Genomic DNA, 16,333 nt, shown 5'->3' with positions numbered 1-16,333 from the left:
CCAGATTTGCTGTTTATCGACGATACCCGGAAGGAAAGAGCATGAAACGCTTTGAGCAAAAGACTGTCGTCATTACCGGAGGCAGCCGCGGCATCGGCGCGGCCATCGCCAGGCGTTTTGCCCGCGAAGGCGCCAACCTTGTCGTTTCGGCCAACGAGGATCTGGTCCACGGCGTTGCCGAGCAGATCCGGGCCGAAGGCGGCAAGGCAATCTCCTTCATCGGCGACGTTACCGACAAAACAAGCGTCATCGCCCTCTACGATGCGGCCGAGACGGAATTCGGCTCTGTCGACGTCTCGATCCAGAATGCCGGCGTCATCACCATCGCCCGCGTCGAGGACTTGACCGAGAACGAGTGGGACAAGGTCATGGCCGTCAACACCAAGGGCGTCTTCCTCTGCGCTCAAGAGGCGATATCGCGCATGCGCAAGCACAACCGCGGCGGCCGCATCATCAACACCGCCTCCGGCCAGGCCCGCGACGGCTTCATTTTTACGCCGCATTATGCCGCCTCGAAAATGGGTGTCGTCGGCATCACCCAGAGCCTGGCCAAGGAAGTCGCGACCGAAAACATCACCGTCAACGCCTTCTGCCCCGGCATCATCGAAACCGACATGTGGGCCTATAACGACCAGGCTTGGGGAAAACTGCTCGGCAATTACGCCCCTGGCGAATTGATGAAGGAATGGGTCGAGGGCATCCCGATGAAAAGGGCTGGAGCAGGAGAAGATGTCGCCGGCCTGGTCGCCTTCCTGGCCAGCGACGACGCGGCTTATATCACCGGCCAGACCATCAATGTCGACGGCGGGTTGATCATGTCGTAGGTGGAGCGGAGGACACCGGCTCCTCGAAGCGGGCGATTTCCGCTCCCGCCTGAAGATATCCGCCAACTTCTACCTTGATCCGAATCTTGCCTGCCCGCGATGCCGTGACCTGGGTTTCCATCTTCATCGCCTCCATGACGGCGATGAGATCACCGGCAACAACCTCCGCGCCATCTTCGACCTTGAACGCCTGCAGCGTGCCGGAAATCGGTGCGGTTATGGTCGCCGCGTCGTCGGTCCTTGCCGCTGTCGCACCTCCACTACCCGCGCCTGCAAGTCCGCCGAGACCGGCAAGGAGCGCCGCGGGAATGCCGAGTTCATGTCGCTTGCCATCGATCTCGACGTGGGTGCGGATCAGGTGGCCATCGGCAACCGGCTCGGGCCGGGCGACGGCCGAAAGCCGATCGGCGAAGCCGGTCTCGATCCAGCGCGTGTGCACCTTGAATCCTGTCTCGCCGATGAATTCTTCTGTCTCGATCGCGGCGCGGTGGAAGGGAAGGACCGTTGCGACGCCCTCGATCCTGAACTCCTTGAGGGCACGGCGGGCGCGGCTCAACGCCTCCTCACGGGTACTGCCCGTGACGATCAGCTTCGCCATCAGCGAATCGAAGGTGCCGGGAACGGTCGAGCCCACGCCGACACCGGTGTCGAGACGGATGCCGGGACCGGAGGGCGCGTCGAAAGCCGTGATCGCGCCGGGTGTCGGCAAGAAGCCACGGCCGGGATCTTCGGCGTTGATACGGAACTCGATCGAGTGGCCACGCGGGGCAGGCGTTTCGGTGACGCGCAACGGCAGGCCATCGGCGATGCGGAACTGCTCGATCACGAGATCGATGCCGGTCGTCTCCTCGGTTACCGGATGCTCGACCTGAAGGCGCGTGTTCACTTCGAGGAAGGAGATCGTACCGTCGACACCGAGCAGGAACTCGACCGTTCCCGCCCCCGAGTAGCCGGCCGCCGCACAGATCTTCTTCGCGGCGTCGTGGATCGACTGGCGCTGAGCGTCGGAAAGAAACGGTGCCGGCGCCTCCTCGACGAGCTTCTGGTTGCGCCGCTGTAGCGAGCAGTCACGGGTGCCGAGAACCAGCACATTGCCATGTTTGTCAGCCAGCACCTGCGCCTCGATGTGGCGCGGACGATCGAGGAAGCGTTCGAGGAAACACTCGCCGCGGCCGAAGGCGGCCTTGGCCTCACGCACGGCGGATTCGTAGAGTTCCGCCACCTCCTCCATCTTCCAGGCGACCTTCAGGCCGCGTCCGCCGCCCCCATGCGCCGCCTTGATGGCAACGGGCAGACCGTGTTTTTCAGCAAAGGCGGTGACTTCCGCAGCGGTCTCGACCGGACCGTCACTGCCAGCGACGAGAGGCGCACCGACACTCAGCGCAATGCGCCGGGCCTCGACCTTGTCGCCAAGGGCTTCGATGACATGCGGATCCGGTCCGATCCAGATGAGGCCTGCATCGATGACGGCTCGGGCGAACTCCGCACGCTCGGACAGGAACCCGTAGCCGGGATGAACGGCGTCGGCGCCCGAACGTTTGGCAATGTCGATCAGCTTGTCGATATCGAGATAGGTTTCCGCCGGACGGCTGCCGGAGAGCCCGTAGGCTTCGTCCGCCAGCTTGACGAAGAGCGCATCCATGTCCGGATCGGCATAGACGGCGACCGATTGCAGGCCGTGGTCGCGACAAGCCCGGATGATGCGCACCGCAATCTCGCCTCGGTTGGCGATCAGGACTTTCTGCATGGATGTCTCCTCACTTATTTCTTGGCGGCCGGGCTTTGGTGTCGGGCACGTGCGGCCGAACATCGGCAAACCTCGTCACGGGCCGGAAGCGTATCTGGGCATTGACCGGGATCTGCCCGGCGAGATCGAGATGATATTCGGCGACCGTGCCGATGACCGGGTAACCGCCGGTCAACGGATGGTCCGCAAGGAAAAGCACCGGCTGGCCGCTATGCGGCACCTGGATCGCGCCGGTTGCGGTTCCCTCGCTCGGCAGCTCCGTCTTGTCCTTACGCTCGATGGCGATGTCGCCGGAAAGACGGATACCGACACGGTTGGACTGCGGGGTCACCTGCCAGAGTTGACCCGAGAAACTGGTGATGGCGGCCTCGGTAAACCAGTCGCTGCGCGGTCCCATGATCACGTCGAGCGTCACGATCTCGCCGGAAGCCGGAAACGCGAAGGCCGGCGCTTCGGAAAGCGATACGCTGCCGAGAGACTGCGTCGCCGTTTGCAGTGTCAAGATCGTCCCTGCCGTGACCGGGTCCGGGCCGATGAAGGCAAGCGTATCGGTCGAGGCGCTGCCGAGCACCGGCTCGACAGTGAGACCGCCGCGGATCGACAAATAGCTTCGCATGCCGCGCGGCGCATGGCCGAGCGTCACCACATCGCCGGGCTCCAGCGAGATGGGCCGATAGGTTTCGGCGGCAATGGTGCGCCCTGAGGCATCGCGGATCGATATCGGACAGGGCGCGCCGGTCAGTGCCATCACCGTCCGGCCCGACGCCTCGAAAGAAAATCCGCCGAGGGTGATTTCGAGGCACGGGGTGCCGGCAGCATTGCCGACCACACGGTTGGCCGCCTTGAGTGCCCGTCGATCGAGCGCGCCTGAGGAGGACACGCCCTGGCCGGTCTTCCCGAAGCGGCCGAGATCCTGAAACAGTGCCGGCATGGGTGCGGCCAGGACCTTTAGTGTGACAGCCCCGCCGGAGACCTCGGCCGGGCCCGCATCTGCGACCTTCGTCGCCAGAGTGGAAATCGCAACCGTCCGCTTTTCGAGATCGAAGAAGCGCACCCGGTAGCCGGGCTGGAACAAGGCCGGCGGATCGCGCGACAGGTCCCACATTTTTTCCAACGTCGTGCCGATGATCTGCCAGCCGCCGGGACTTGCCTGCGGATAGACGCCGGAAAAGGCGCCAGCAAGAGCGACCGATCCCGCCGGAATCCGAGTCCGCGGGCTTTGGCGCCGCGGCACATGCAGCGCGGGATCACCACCGACAAGATAACCGAAACCGGGGGCAAAGCCGCAGAAGGCGACGGTGAAGGTGCTCTCGGTGTGACGACGGATGACCTCTTCGACTGACAGACCGGTCAGTTGCGCCACATCGGCAAGGTCTTCGCCGTCATAGTGAACCGGGATTTCGACGAGCTGGTCGGACGGCGCGATGCGGGCCGAAAGGTCGCGGGTGGCGATCTCGCCGGCAAGCCGTTCCGCGGTGAGCCTCTCTGCGCGAAAGCCGATCATCAGCGTGCGTGCGGCCGGCACTATCTCTTCGATGCCCTCCACCGGATCGGTTTCGAGCGAAGCAAACAGCGCCAGCGTCTGGTCGAGATCGTCGAGTTCGACCAGAAGGGTCGTCAGGTTGACGGGCAGGAAGCGCATCGGATCCTCAGGCGTGATAGGCGGTGTCGGGAATGTCGGTGATGAACATATGCCCCGGCGCATGGGTGATGGCAAAGGGCACGCCGGATGCCATCACGGCGGCCTGCGGGGTCACGCCGCAGGCCCAGAACACCGGGATTTCACCAGGCTCGATACGCACCGGCTCGCCGAATTCCGGCTTCGACAGGTCTCGGATGCCGATTTCTTCCGGCGCGCCGATATGGACAGGTGCGCCGTGCACCGCCGGGAAGCGACCGGAGATGGTCGCGGCATCGGCGACGCGGCTCGCCTTGATCGGCCTCATCGATACGACCAGGTTGCCGCGCAGCCGGCCTGCCGGGCGGCAGGCGCGGTTGGTCAGATACATCGGAACGTTCGACTTGTCGGTGATATGCCGGATCTCGATGCCCGCCTCGGCCATCGACGTTTCGAAGGTGAAGCTGCATCCGATGAGGAAGCTGACGAGGTCGGGGCGTTCCGCCCAGGCCGTCGTCGCATCCGCGATTTCCTCGGCGAGCTTGCCGTCGCGCCAGATGCGATAGAGCGGCAGATCCGTGCGAAGATCGGCCCCCGGAGCCAGAAGCGTCATGTGCGAGCCGGGATCGGAAACGTCGAGCAATGGGCAGGCCTTCGGATTGCGCTGCGCAAAGAGCAGGAAATCGAAGGCCCAGTCGCGCGGCAGGACGATCATGTTTGCCTGGGTAAATCCCGGCGCCACACCCGACGTCGGCTCGGCATTACCGGCCCGATAGCGCCGGCGCGCGAGGCGCGCCGCTTCGGCATCGATGTGACCAAGGTTCTCAATCGCAATCATGGTTTCCTCCAAATGTTTGCTCACGCCGCCAGGAACGAGCGAACGGTGATCCCGTCGGTCTCAAAGGCCTGACGAATCGCCTGGGCGATCGCGACCGCACCGGGGCTGTCGCCATGGACGCAGATCGACTGAGCATCGACCTTGATGGTCGAGCCGTCGATCGCTTCGATCGTACCCTCGTGAGCAAGTTGCAGCATGCGACGGGCGATCACGGTTGTGTCGTGCAGAACCGCGCCCGGTTCACGACGCGAAACGAGTTCCCCGCCGGCCGTATAGGCGCGGTCGGCGAAGGCCTCGGCCACGGTCTTGAGGCCGGATTTGTGCGCGAGTTTGAGGATGGGTGCTCCGGCCAGGCCCATTAGAACCAGGTCCGGATCGATCGCCTTGATGCCGTCGATCACCGCCTGGCCCTGTATTGGATCGTGGGCAATGCGGTTGTAGAGCGCGCCGTGCGGCTTAACGTAGCCGACTACGACGCCCGCAGCAGCGGCGACGCCTTTCAGCGCGCCGATCTGATAAATGACGTCGGCGGTCAGTTCCGGGCTGGTGACGCCCATGTCGCGCCGTCCGAAGCCGACTCGGTCGGGATAGGAAACATGGGCTCCGACCGAAACGCCCCTTTCAGCGGCGGCTTTGACAGTCTTCAGAATGCCGAGCGGATCGCCGGCATGGAAGCCGCAGGCGATATTGGCGCTGGAGACGATGGCCAGCATAGCCGCGTCGTCGCCCATGCCCCAGGCGCCGTAGCTTTCGCCGAGATCGCTGTTCAGATCGATGGCAGTCATGTCAGATCTCCCTGTGAATCACGAACGATGTAGGCCGGGCTGTCCGGAACCGAAAGCGTGATTGATTCAAAAAGTCAGAGCGGGGCCCGGGCGCAAAGGCGCCCGCGCCCTCCTCGTCCCGCGTTACGCGGCAAGCAGCGCGAAGATCGGGCCGATCGACTTGTAGCCCATGTACCAGGTCAGTGCGCAGACCAGTACGCCGAGCACCAGCAGCCAACGCGGATAGCGATAGCCTCCCATCAGGTCGGACCGGGCCCAGGCCGCATAGATGAAGATCGACAGGCCGATCGGCAGAATCAGGCCGTTCAGCCCCCCGACGAAGACCAGCATCTGTGCCGGCGGCGTGGTGATGATCACGTAGAAGAACAGCGACACGGCAATGAAGATGACAGTCGCGATGCTGCGGGCCCGTTCGGTGATGTCTCTCTTGAAAATCGTGACGAACGAGACCGACGTGTAAGCGGCACCGATGACTGAGGTGATCGCAGCAGCCCAGAAGATGACGCCGAAGATGCGCAGGCCAATGTTGCCAGTGGCGGCCTGGAAAGCCTGGGCAGCCGGATTCGCACCCGCGCCGGAAACATCGATGACGGCTCCGCCCGCAACCACGCCGAGGACGGCCAGGAAAAGCACGTAGCGCATGAGGCCGGTGACAGCGATGCCCATCAGCGCTGCACGGTTGACCGCACCGAGATTCTCGATGCCGACCGTGCCCTTGTCGAGCAGTCGGTGGGCGCCGGAATAGGTGATATAGCCCCCGACCGTGCCGCCGACGATGGTGGTGATGGTAGCGAAATCGATGGTGGACGGCAGAAAGGTCTGGAACAGCGCGTCGCCAACCGGCGGCGCCGATGCGAAGGCAACATAGACCGTCAAGGCGATCATCAGGATACCGGCCAGGACAATGAAGCGATCGATCGCCATGCCGGCACGCTTCGACAGGAAGATGCCGATCGAAAGCAGCGCGCTGATCGCCCCGCCAAGCTTCGGATCAAGGCCGATCATCGCATTGATGCCGAGGCCTGTGCCGCCGATGTTGCCGATGTTGAAGAATAATCCGCCGACGATGACGAGAATTGCGAGCAGATAGCCGGAGCCCGGGAGGGCGGCGTTGGCGAGGTCGGAAGCCCGCATCTTCGTCAGCGTGACGATCCGCCAGATATTCAGCTGAACGACGAAATCGATCAGGATAGAGGCGAGGATCGCGAAGGCGAAGGCCGCACCGAGTTTTGTTGTGAACGTCGCCGTCTGGGTGATGAAGCCCGGACCGATGGCAGACGTGGCCATCAGGAAGATGGCCGCCACGAGCGCAGCGCGGCGCGACTTGGCCGACATCCGCGCCGGCGCAACGGTTGTCATTGAAATTGCTGACTGTTCCATGAACCCCTCCTTATGTGCAGGCCGACGCCGAGATCTCGGCGGGCTGCCTAGGTTTGTTGACAGCATCACGGTGACACGTTTTACAATTCTGTCAAGATTGTTCAACGATTTTGCTGTATCGTTCTACCAAATAACTGCAATTCGGCCGCAACAAACGCACTTGGACCAGGTGTTGTTGCAAGTTCCGGCCACATCCGAAGTGGCTCTTGCCTCCTTTCGTGCATCAACGATAAGGAACGGGTTGCGGGGGCTTTCACTTTCTGTCTGCCCGAGGGGCCATGTACGGCGTCTGGCGTTGCCCCGGTCCGCGTGGTCAAGCCACTCCTCTTATGGCTCCCGGAGATGCAAACCGCTATACCGGTGCGCAAGGGCGCGGAGGTTTCACTCGTGTCTGTGCATTAGGGGATTTGATGGTCGAACAAAATATCACATCGGCGCTCGCGCCGCGCCTGGCGGAGGAAATCCGCGACAAACTGATTGCTGGCGAATTGAAGCCGGGCCAGCGCCTTTCCGAGACAGCGCTAAGTGCCGGTCTGGATGTGTCGCGCAACTCTTTGCGTGAGGCATTCCGGCTTCTGACAAAAGAAGGGCTCTTGCGGCACGAGCCCAATCGCGGCGTTTTTGTCGCCACACCCAGTATGGCCTCGATCATCGACATCTATCGCGTGCGCCGTGTGATCGAATGCCAGGCGCTCGCCAAGGCGTATCCCAACCATCCGGCGGTGGCACGAATGCGCGCGGCAGTCACGCGTGCCAAGCTCGCGCGCGAGGCCAAGGATTGGGGTATGGTCGGCAGTGAGAACATGGTCTTTCACGCGGCGATCGTAGATCTCGCCGACAGTCACCGTCTGAACACCTTCTATGCGCAGATCGCCGCAGAGCTGCGCCTCAGCTTCGGCCTGCTCTCCGATCCCGAGCTGTTGCACGCTCCCTACGTCGATCTTAATGCGGCAATCCTTGAAAAGCTTGAGGCAGGGATGACGGCCGAAGCCTCCGCGGCACTTGAGGCGTATCTGATGCAGTCCGAGCGCACTGTTCTGGCCGCTTTCTCGCGAATTGGCGGCGCCAAATGAATTGCACGCTCGGCCGCGCGTTTCGATGCCGCTTAAAGGACGATTCGTCTCTGGTTGCGACAATAGCCCCGCGGCGCATGGCCATCGGTGGCGGATGGATTTCAACAGGTCCGCGGCCATAGGCTGCCGATCCCGCCCTCGCCCATCCTACGTCCGGCTGATCGAAACCCCACCATCGGCGAGCATCGCCGTCCCCGTCACGAAGCTCGACAGATCAGACGCAAGGAAGAGCGCCGCATTGGCGATCTCTTCCGGCTGCGCCATGCGCTTCAGCGCATGCAGCCCTTCGACGAAGGCGAGCACTTCTGCCGTGGCATCCGGCGCATTGGTGATGCTGGCCGGCGTGTCAGTGCCGCCGGGCAGCAGGGCGTTGACGCGGATGTTCCGCCGGCCGAGTTCGGCGGCGAGCACCTGAACGAAGCCGATCAACCCCGCCTTGCTCGCCGCATAGGCGGCCATGCCCGGCATGCCGGCGGTGTGGCCGACGAAGGTGGAGGTGAAGATCAGCGATCCGCCGCCTTTTCCCATCGCTGCCGACTGGTATTTGGCGCCGACGAAGGCCGCGGTGAGATTGGTCTCGATCGTCTCGCGCCAGCCCTCCGGCGACAGTTCCGCCACCGGCCCCATCTCGCCGAGAATGCCGGCATTGTTGAAACCGATGTCGAGTCCGCCGAAGCGGGAGACAGCCGTTTCACTAAGCCTGGCCTGCAGCCCCTCGTCCCTGATGTCGCCCGATATTGCGACGGCCTGCCCACCCTCCGCCTCGATTTCGGCGACGACGGCGTCGAGCGCCTCTTGTCGCCTTCCGGTGACCACGAGCTTGGCGCCCTCCCGTGCAAAGAGTTTTGCCGCGGCGCGGCCAATGCCGGAGCTTGCGCCGGTGATGATCGCGACCTTGTCGTTCAGAAGTCTCATGTCCGTTTCTCCTCAATTGTCGAGGCATCCGGAATCTCAAACATCGGGCGATGCAGCCACCCGTTTCCCGCGCGGACAAACGAAAACCGCCGACAGCCGATGCTTTCGGCCAACGATCAGCCCCTCGCAGCAGCGGACAAAAGCCTCGACGCCGCATCGGAATATCGAAATTCGCGTTGCAAAACGCCGCCTTGCCGGACTTTCCACATACGCAGCTGCCGCAGCGTCAGCGCCATTGTGCGCTGCACCATCGATTTATCCAGCGTGTGACATTCATCCGATTCCCTTGATTGTTCTTCCCGATTAAGAAGGGACGCACAGGTAAGGGAATCTCTTCATGCCGCGGTCACGCAATACTGAGGGCGCCATCTATATGAGCATGGCGATGGCCGGGTTTTCCGCGAGCGACGCTCTCTCCAAATCGGTGATCGCCTCCATGAACGCCGGCGAAATCATGTGCCTGCGCGGCCTCTTCACCAGCTTGCTCGTCTATCTGATCGCCTGGAAAATGGGCGCTCTGCGCTCCTGGCGCGTCGTGCTGAAGCCGATCATCATCCTCCGCATCGTCTGCGAGATGTTCTCCGCCGTCACTTATATCACCGCGCTCGGCATGATGCCGATCGCCAATGCCTCGGCGATCCTGCAGTCGCTGCCGCTGGTCGTCACCTTCGGCGCTGCGCTTTTCTTCAATGAGCCCGTCGGCTGGCGGCGCTGGTCGGCGATCCTTGTCGGCCTGGTCGGCGTGATGATCATCATTCGCCCAGGTCCGGAAGGATTCACCGCTGCCGCCCTGCTCTGCGTCGGCGCGGTGCTGACGACGGCCGGCCGCGATCTCGCCACCCGCTCGATCGATCCGGAGATTCCCTCGCTGATGATCACCGTCATCACCGCCATCTCCATCTCCTTTTTCGGCGCTTTGCTCATCCCGGTGCTCGGCGGCTGGCAACCGGTCAGCGCCACGTCGCTCGGTCATCTTCTGCTTGCCTCGGTGCTTGTGCTCGTTGGCTACCAGTCGGTCATCCTCGCCATGCGCACCGGCGAAATTTCCTTCGTCGCGCCGTTTCGCTATACGAGCCTCATCTTTTCCTCGCTGCTCGGCTTCTTCTTCTTTGCCGAAGTGCCTGACAGCTGGATGCTTGTGGGTGCTGCGATCGTCATCGCTTCTGGCCTCTATACGTTCTATCGTGAAGCCAAGCGCCGCGTGCCGCCGATCGCGCAGGAATCTGCGCCGCGCTCACCGGTTTGAGGTAGGATGATGACTGAATTCTCGCTCGGCAGATCCGATATAGCAGGCGTCGTGCTGGCCGGCGGCCGCTCGCAGCGAATGGGCAGCGACAAGGCGGGCGCAATGCTCGGGGCCGAAAGCCTGCTCCGACATGTCCTGACCCGCCTCTCGCAGCAAGTCCTCTCTGTTGCCGTCAATGCCGATGCCACCGCCGAGGATGTGCCTGCGGTCCCCGACCATTTTCCCGGCAAGGCCGGGCCATTGGCCGGCATCCATGCGGCGATGGTCTATGCTGCCGGGCTTCCCGGGATCACCCATGTCGTCACAGTCTCGGTGGATTGCCCGTTCTTCCCGGCCGATCTCGTCGCCCGGCTGGCGGCAGCGCTCGAGCGCCCGTCGCAGATCGCCATCGCCGCCTCCGAGGGCCGCAGCCATCCCGTCTTTGGGCTCTGGCCGGCGATACTCGCCGCCGACCTCGAAGCCTGGATCGTCACCGATGAGAAGCGCCGCGTGCGTGACTTCCTGTCACGGCATGACGTTACGGAAGTATCATTTCCGCTGCATCCGACCCGCGCCAGCCTGCTCGATCCTTTCTTCAACATCAACACGCCGGATGATCTCGTCGAAGCCGAACGCTGGCTGGAGGCCCTTCGCGCATGACCGCACCCAAAATCTTCGGCATCGCCGGCTGGAAGAACTCGGGCAAGACGGGGCTCGCCGTCCGGCTGGTGACGGAATTCACCCGCCGTGGCTACCGGATCTCGACGATCAAGCATGCCCATCATGATTTCGATATCGACAAGGTCGGCGCCGACAGCTACCGCCACCGCGAGGCCGGCGCCCATGAGGTCACCATCGTCTCCGGCACCCGCTACGCCATCATGCATGAGCTGCGCGGCGCGCCCGAACCGGAATTCGAGGAGATTCTTGCGCGTCTTGCGCCCTGCGATCTCGTGCTGATCGAAGGCTACAAGCGCGAGCCGATCCCGAAGATCGAGGCCCGCCGGCTGGAAGCCGCCAATCGCCAGCCGCTGGCGTCGAGCGATCCCCATATCTGCGCCATCGCCGCCGATCACGCCGTTACCGATACAGCCCTGCCGGTCTTCGATCTAGACGACACAGGCGCCATCGCCGATTTCATCGCCGGCACCGTTGGCCTTGGACAGGCGAAGCTTTGAACCACCTGCGTCGCCGCCGGATCTAAGAAGCGGAGCCGTTTCGCTTGCCATCGCCTTGGCGATTTCCTTGGCGAGTTGAGACTGATCATAGGGCTTTGCCAATCTCGGAAGATCTATATCGGTGCCGGCAGGAAGATCGGCGTAACCTGTCGCCAGCACGATCGGCAACGCCGGATGAATGTCCCGTGCGGCCCGGGCAAGCTGTGCGCCGGTCATACCAGGCATCGAATAGTCGGTTATGACAAGGTCGAAATGCTGACCGCTGCTGATCAGTTCCAGCGCCTGCGCGCCGGAGTTTGCTTCGACGACCTCGTGGCCAAGATCTTCAAGCATGTCGACCGAACTCATGGCGATCAAAGCATCGTCATCGACGAGCAGGATCTTAAGTCTGGATGCAGCTTGGGGAACGGGCAGTTCGGCTTCGATCGCCCGCTCGGGGCGCCGTTCGGTCGCCGGAAGCCACAATTCAGCGGTCGTTCCGACTCCAAGTTCGCTTGTCAGCCGAAGTGCGCCATTCAGCTGAACGGAAAGTCCGTGGATCATCGATAAGCCGAGGCCCGTGCCTTTTCCGAGTTCCTTGGTCGAGAAAAACGGATCTATTGCCTTCTTCAGCGTCTCCGCGTCCATGCCGGTGCCGCTGTCGGCCACCGCCAACACCAGATAGGCGCCCTTGTCGAGAATGCCGTCATCGCCGGCCACCTGCGCATCACGCAGCGATATGGACAGCGTCCCGCCATCCGGCATCGCATCGCGGGCATTGACCGCAAGATTGAGTAGCGCCAATTCCAGCTGGTTCGCATCGACCAGCGCCGGCGGCAGCGTCGCCGGCAGGTTGGTTTCGATGCTGATCGAGGGTCCGACCGAACGCCGCAACAGGTCGTTCATGCCGGAGACCAGCTCGGCCAGATCGACGGGCTTGACCTGCAGATCCTGCTGTCTGGCAAAAGCCAGCAGCCGCTGCGTCAGCGCCGCCCCGCGCCGCGCGCCCTGAATCGCCCCGTCGACTAGGCGCGTCGCCTTGCCATCTCCGGCAACATGCTTGCCGAGCAACTCCAGATTTCCGAGAACGACCATCAGCAGATTGTTGAAATCGTGTGCGACGCCGCCGGTCAGTTGGCCGATCGCCTCCATCTTCTGCGATTGGCGAAGCTGCTCCTCGGCTCTTTCACGCTGGGCGACTTCCTCGAGCAGGGTCTGGTGAGCGGCGTTGACCTCTTTGGTCCGTTCCCTCACACGCTCTTCGAGGTTCTCATTGAGCCGTCTCAGATTTTCCTCGATGGTCTTGCGGACGGTGGTATCGGAGCAGACGCCGACGAGTTTCCTGGCGGAACCATATCTGTCGGAATAGAGCTGCGCGTGGACCTCGGTCCAATGCAGCGATCCATCCGGCCAGATCGTCCTATGCTCGATCGAATAGTCGCGTCCAGTATCGATCGTCTGGCGCAGGCGTGCCAGCACACTATCCCGGTCGTCGGGGTGGATGCTTGCGATCAGATCGTCGCGCGTGACATCGTCATCCGGCCCTCGGCCGAAGACCGCTTTGCAGGTCGCCGAAGCAGACAGGGCCATCGAGGACAGCTCCAGCTCCCACGCCCCGAGACGACCGGCGGCAAGCGCCGTCTGCAACCGTCGTTCTCCCTCGCCCAGAGCCTCGAGCCGGGCTCGCGCTTCATATTGGCGCAGGCGCCCCTTCAATGCGGTCCGGGCAACGCTGATGAAGGAGGTCGCATGGAACGGCCTTTCCAGGAATGTGACGTTGCCAAGAACCTCGGAAAGCCTAGCAGCGGCGGGATTTCGCTCAGGTCCTCCACCGCGTTGAGTGAGGACGATGAACGGCAGGTCCGACCAGCTCGGTTGGGCCGAAACCCAGGCGGCAATCGGCTTGAGATCGCTTGAGCGAACGGCCTCTTCCGTCAGCACGCCAAGCGCAATGTCATCGCTGAGCAATGACGCGAACATAGGCAGGTCAGTGGCAGCAATCGATGCCAATCCGGCCTCATCGACCAACGATCTCGCCACCCAGGCATCGCGACCGGCAGGCGTGTAGATCAATGCTTTCGGTTTGCCGGAATTAGGAATTGCCGCTATCCCCGCCATCGGTCGCGAGGAGCGGCGTTGAGGTCGTGACAAATTCGGGAACGCCGCGAAGCACGCCCTGGAACCCCACGAGAGGATCACCTAACCTCAGGCCGGAACCGTCGATACGATATTCCCGGATGGTATCCTCGTGAAAGCCGGTCCTCTTCTTGATCACCGAGACCGCACGCCGCACCTTTCCCGCAGCCTCGAAGTAGCGCAGCAGAATGACGGTGTCGGCGAGATAGGTGACGTCGACGGGCGCCTTCATATCACCGACCAAGCCGTGCTGGGCAACGGTGAGGAAGGTGTTGGCGCCTTGCCTGTTCAAATATTGCAGCAACTCATGCATATGAAGAATTAACGAATTCTCATCCGGCATCGAAGCCTGATAACCGTTGATACTATCGATGATGACGGTTTTCGCATCCGACTTGTCGACGCAATTGCGCACGCGGTGGGCGAATTCGCCCGGCGACAGTTCGGCGGCATCGAGCTGTTCGATGTGAATATAGCCCGCGTTTCGCATGGCTTCGAGATCCATTCCGAGCGCCTTCAGCCGCGTGAAGAGCAGGCCCAGCTCCTCGTCAAAAATGAAGGCCGCCACTTTCTCGCCGCGCGCAACCGCAGCCATCAGGAATTGAAACGAAAACGTGCTTTTGCCGGTGCCGGCAGGACCAAGGATGAGCGTACTGGAACCTCGCTCAAGGCCACCTCCTAAAAGAAGGTCCAGTTCTGGAATATTGCAGGAAATCTGATCACGGGCGTAATTCGACCTGTGTTCGGCGGCGACGAGCCGGGGAAAGACGATAACGCCACCAGTCTGGATGATGAAATCGTGATAGCCGCCGCGGAAGGCCTGTCCGCGATATTTTATGACCCTCAGACGTCGGCGTTCGGAGCCGTAGCTCGGTGCCATCTCTTCGAGATGGATGACGCCGTGCACGACGCTGTGCACTGTCTTGTCGAGCACCTCGGACGTCAGATCATCGAGCAGAAGCACTGTCGCGCCTTGTCGGGCAAAATAATGTTTGAGCGCCAGGATCTGGCGGCGGTAGCGCAGTGAACTTTGCGCGAGCAACCTTATCTCCGACAGACTATCGAGAACCACGCGACGTGGCTTGATCCGCTCGAAAGCGGCAAAAATTTCCTTTGTCGTCTCTCCGAGTTCAAGATCCGACGAATAAAGCAGGCTCTGCTGCTGGTCGGCATCCAGCAGGCTTTCCGGAGGCACGACCTCGAAGACCTCGATATTGCCATCGATCACCATGCCGTGAGATGCGGCACCGGCCCGAAGTTCGCTCTCGGTTTCCGAAAGGGTGATGTAGAGCCCCTGCTCGCCGAGCCGTGCACCTTCGATCAGGAACTGCAGCGCAATCGTCGTTTTGCCAGCTCCCGGATTTCCCTCCAGGAGGAAAACGTGCCCCGGCGAAAGCCCCCCGGCCAGAACTGTATCCAAACCGGACACGCCGGTCCGGGCTTTCGTGGCAGGTGCCGCAGTATTCATTCACTGTTTCCTTCAATTTCAAGTGTGAATTAGCGGCGAACGAAGGAATGTCAAATCACTGGCAGGCATGATTTCCCTTCCGGCAAGAGCCGATCACCAGTGGTTCGGATAGATGCCTGTCCGGGCGGTGCGAAACGGCGAGCGCTTATGCTCGATAGCGAAGTGCATCGACGACGAGGGCAAATGCCGGCGACGTATGCCGGCGGCTCGGATAGTAGAGATGGTAGCCGGAAAACGGCAGGCACCAATCCTCGAGGACGCGCACCAGTCGTCCATCGGCCAGATGCGCCTCGACCAAGTTCTCCGGCATGTATGCCAGCCCCAGACCTGCCAGTACTGCGTTCAGCCGCAGCGCTATATTGTTGAAAACCAATTGCCCTTCGACCCGAACTCTGAGCTCGCGCCCGTCCTTTTCGAACTCCCATGCATAAACGCTGCCATAGGTCGGCAGGCGCAGATTGATGCAATTGTGATCCGTAAGGTCCTGCGGCGTCAGCGGCTTCGGCCTGGTGTCGAAATAGGCGGGAGCGCCGACTACGGCCATGCGCATGTCGGGGCCGATGCGCACCGCAATCATGTCCTTCGCCACCTGTTCTCCAAGCCGCACCCCCGCATCGTAGCGCTCCGCGACGATGTCGGTCAGACCGTAGTCGACGATGATTTCGACATTGATATCGGGATATTCAGGCAGGAGCTTTGCCAAGGCGGGCCAAAGGACGGCATTGGCCGCATGCTCGCCCGCATTGATGCGAATGGTGCCTGCCGGCTTCTCCCGAAACGCGCTTAAGGCGGCCAGCTCGCTCTCGATCTCGTCGAGGCGCGGTCCGATGGAGACGAGCAGGCGTTCGCCGGCCTCTGTCGGCGCGACGCTGCGGGTCGTGCGTGTCAGCAATCGCAGTCCAAGTCGCTCCTCGAGCCCGCGGATGGTGTGGCTGAGTGCCGATTGCGACACACCCAGCTTACCCGCCGCCTTTGTGAAGCTCTGTGCGCGTGCAACGGCGAGGAAGGCGATGAGGTCGTTGACGGCGGGGCGCGGCATTTATGAAACTTTCTCATGGGTTCTTGCCGTTTATACCATCTAATCGCGATCAGGCGCACACCCTAAATACCTTTTCACTCGAGTGGACATGTCCACCCCGACATCGAAAGCCCGACATCGAAAGGAAG

Annotated in this window: 14 protein-coding genes; 5 read left to right on the top strand and 9 right to left on the bottom strand. The window is 62.3% G+C overall.

Annotated features, from left to right (window positions below; all coding sequences use genetic code 11):
- Positions 1-41: 41 nt before the first annotated feature.
- Positions 42-824, top strand: a complete 783-nt coding sequence (locus tag FHX03_RS29890; RefSeq protein ID WP_183781916.1) for a glucose 1-dehydrogenase — start codon at positions 42-44, stop codon at positions 822-824.
- Here the strand turns inward: FHX03_RS29890 and FHX03_RS29885 are convergent.
- The 5 genes from FHX03_RS29885 to FHX03_RS29865 form a co-directional block, all read right to left on the bottom strand.
- On the bottom strand, positions 814-2,571 hold the full coding sequence (locus FHX03_RS29885) for an acetyl/propionyl/methylcrotonyl-CoA carboxylase subunit alpha (RefSeq protein WP_097628527.1): 1,758 nt from the start codon (positions 2,569-2,571) through the stop codon (positions 814-816). The genes FHX03_RS29890 and FHX03_RS29885 overlap by 11 nt on opposite strands.
- A 10-nt stretch (positions 2,572-2,581) precedes the next feature.
- Positions 2,582-4,213 carry a 5-oxoprolinase/urea amidolyase family protein gene (locus FHX03_RS29880; protein WP_131711029.1) on the bottom strand — a complete coding sequence of 544 codons (1,632 nt, stop codon included), beginning with the start codon at positions 4,211-4,213 and terminating at the stop codon, positions 2,582-2,584.
- 7 nt (positions 4,214-4,220) lie between these two features.
- Positions 4,221-5,027: a putative hydro-lyase gene (locus FHX03_RS29875; protein WP_097628525.1), complete on the bottom strand. Its 807-nt coding sequence runs from the start codon at positions 5,025-5,027 to the stop codon at positions 4,221-4,223.
- Positions 5,028-5,047: 20 nt separating this feature from the next.
- Positions 5,048-5,812: a LamB/YcsF family protein gene (locus FHX03_RS29870; protein WP_097628524.1), complete on the bottom strand. Its 765-nt coding sequence runs from the start codon at positions 5,810-5,812 to the stop codon at positions 5,048-5,050.
- A gap of 123 nt (positions 5,813-5,935) precedes the next feature.
- Positions 5,936-7,192: an NRAMP family divalent metal transporter gene (locus FHX03_RS29865; protein WP_183781919.1), complete on the bottom strand. Its 1,257-nt coding sequence runs from the start codon at positions 7,190-7,192 to the stop codon at positions 5,936-5,938.
- Positions 7,193-7,602: 410 nt separating this feature from the next.
- Between FHX03_RS29865 and FHX03_RS29860 the strand changes: the two genes are divergently transcribed.
- Entirely contained in the window at positions 7,603-8,265 is a 663-nt protein-coding gene (locus FHX03_RS29860; protein ID WP_097628522.1) for a GntR family transcriptional regulator, read from the top strand.
- Between the two features lie 147 nt (positions 8,266-8,412).
- Here the strand turns inward: FHX03_RS29860 and FHX03_RS29855 are convergent, their stop codons facing one another.
- Positions 8,413-9,180, bottom strand: coding sequence for an SDR family oxidoreductase (locus tag FHX03_RS29855; protein ID WP_183781922.1), 768 nt, complete (start codon positions 9,178-9,180; stop codon positions 8,413-8,415).
- Between the two features lie 337 nt (positions 9,181-9,517).
- On the opposite strand from FHX03_RS29855, the gene FHX03_RS29850 reads away from it, so the two are divergent.
- Genes FHX03_RS29850 through mobB form a run of 3 tightly spaced genes read left to right on the top strand, consistent with a single transcriptional unit; the run spans position 9,518 to position 11,583 of the window.
- Positions 9,518-10,426: a DMT family transporter gene (locus FHX03_RS29850; RefSeq protein WP_097628520.1), complete on the top strand. Its 909-nt coding sequence runs from the start codon at positions 9,518-9,520 to the stop codon at positions 10,424-10,426.
- 9 nt (positions 10,427-10,435) lie between these two features.
- Complete coding sequence (gene mobA / locus FHX03_RS29845) at positions 10,436-11,065, top strand: molybdenum cofactor guanylyltransferase MobA (protein WP_097628650.1); 630 nt, start codon at positions 10,436-10,438, stop codon at positions 11,063-11,065.
- Positions 11,062-11,583: a molybdopterin-guanine dinucleotide biosynthesis protein B gene (mobB, locus tag FHX03_RS29840; RefSeq protein WP_097628519.1), complete on the top strand. Its 522-nt coding sequence runs from the start codon at positions 11,062-11,064 to the stop codon at positions 11,581-11,583. The genes mobA and mobB overlap by 4 nt, the downstream gene beginning before the upstream one ends.
- Here the strand turns inward: mobB and FHX03_RS29835 are convergent.
- The 3 genes from FHX03_RS29835 to FHX03_RS29825 form a co-directional block, all read right to left on the bottom strand.
- Positions 11,515-13,680: an ATP-binding protein gene (locus tag FHX03_RS29835; protein ID WP_183781941.1), complete on the bottom strand. Its 2,166-nt coding sequence runs from the start codon at positions 13,678-13,680 to the stop codon at positions 11,515-11,517. The genes mobB and FHX03_RS29835 overlap by 69 nt on opposite strands.
- Positions 13,655-15,166, bottom strand: a complete 1,512-nt coding sequence (locus FHX03_RS29830; protein ID WP_097628517.1) for an ATPase domain-containing protein — start codon at positions 15,164-15,166, stop codon at positions 13,655-13,657. The genes FHX03_RS29835 and FHX03_RS29830 overlap by 26 nt, the downstream gene beginning before the upstream one ends.
- A gap of 145 nt (positions 15,167-15,311) precedes the next feature.
- Positions 15,312-16,205, bottom strand: a complete 894-nt coding sequence (locus FHX03_RS29825) for a LysR family transcriptional regulator (protein WP_183781924.1) — start codon at positions 16,203-16,205, stop codon at positions 15,312-15,314.
- Between the last annotated feature and the right edge of the window lie 128 nt (positions 16,206-16,333).

Source organism: Rhizobium sp. BK456 (assembly GCF_014194045.1).
Lineage (GTDB): Bacteria > Pseudomonadota > Alphaproteobacteria > Rhizobiales > Rhizobiaceae > Rhizobium > Rhizobium redzepovicii.
Note: the sequence above shows the minus strand (reverse complement) of the source record. Positions and strands in the feature narration are given on the sequence as shown.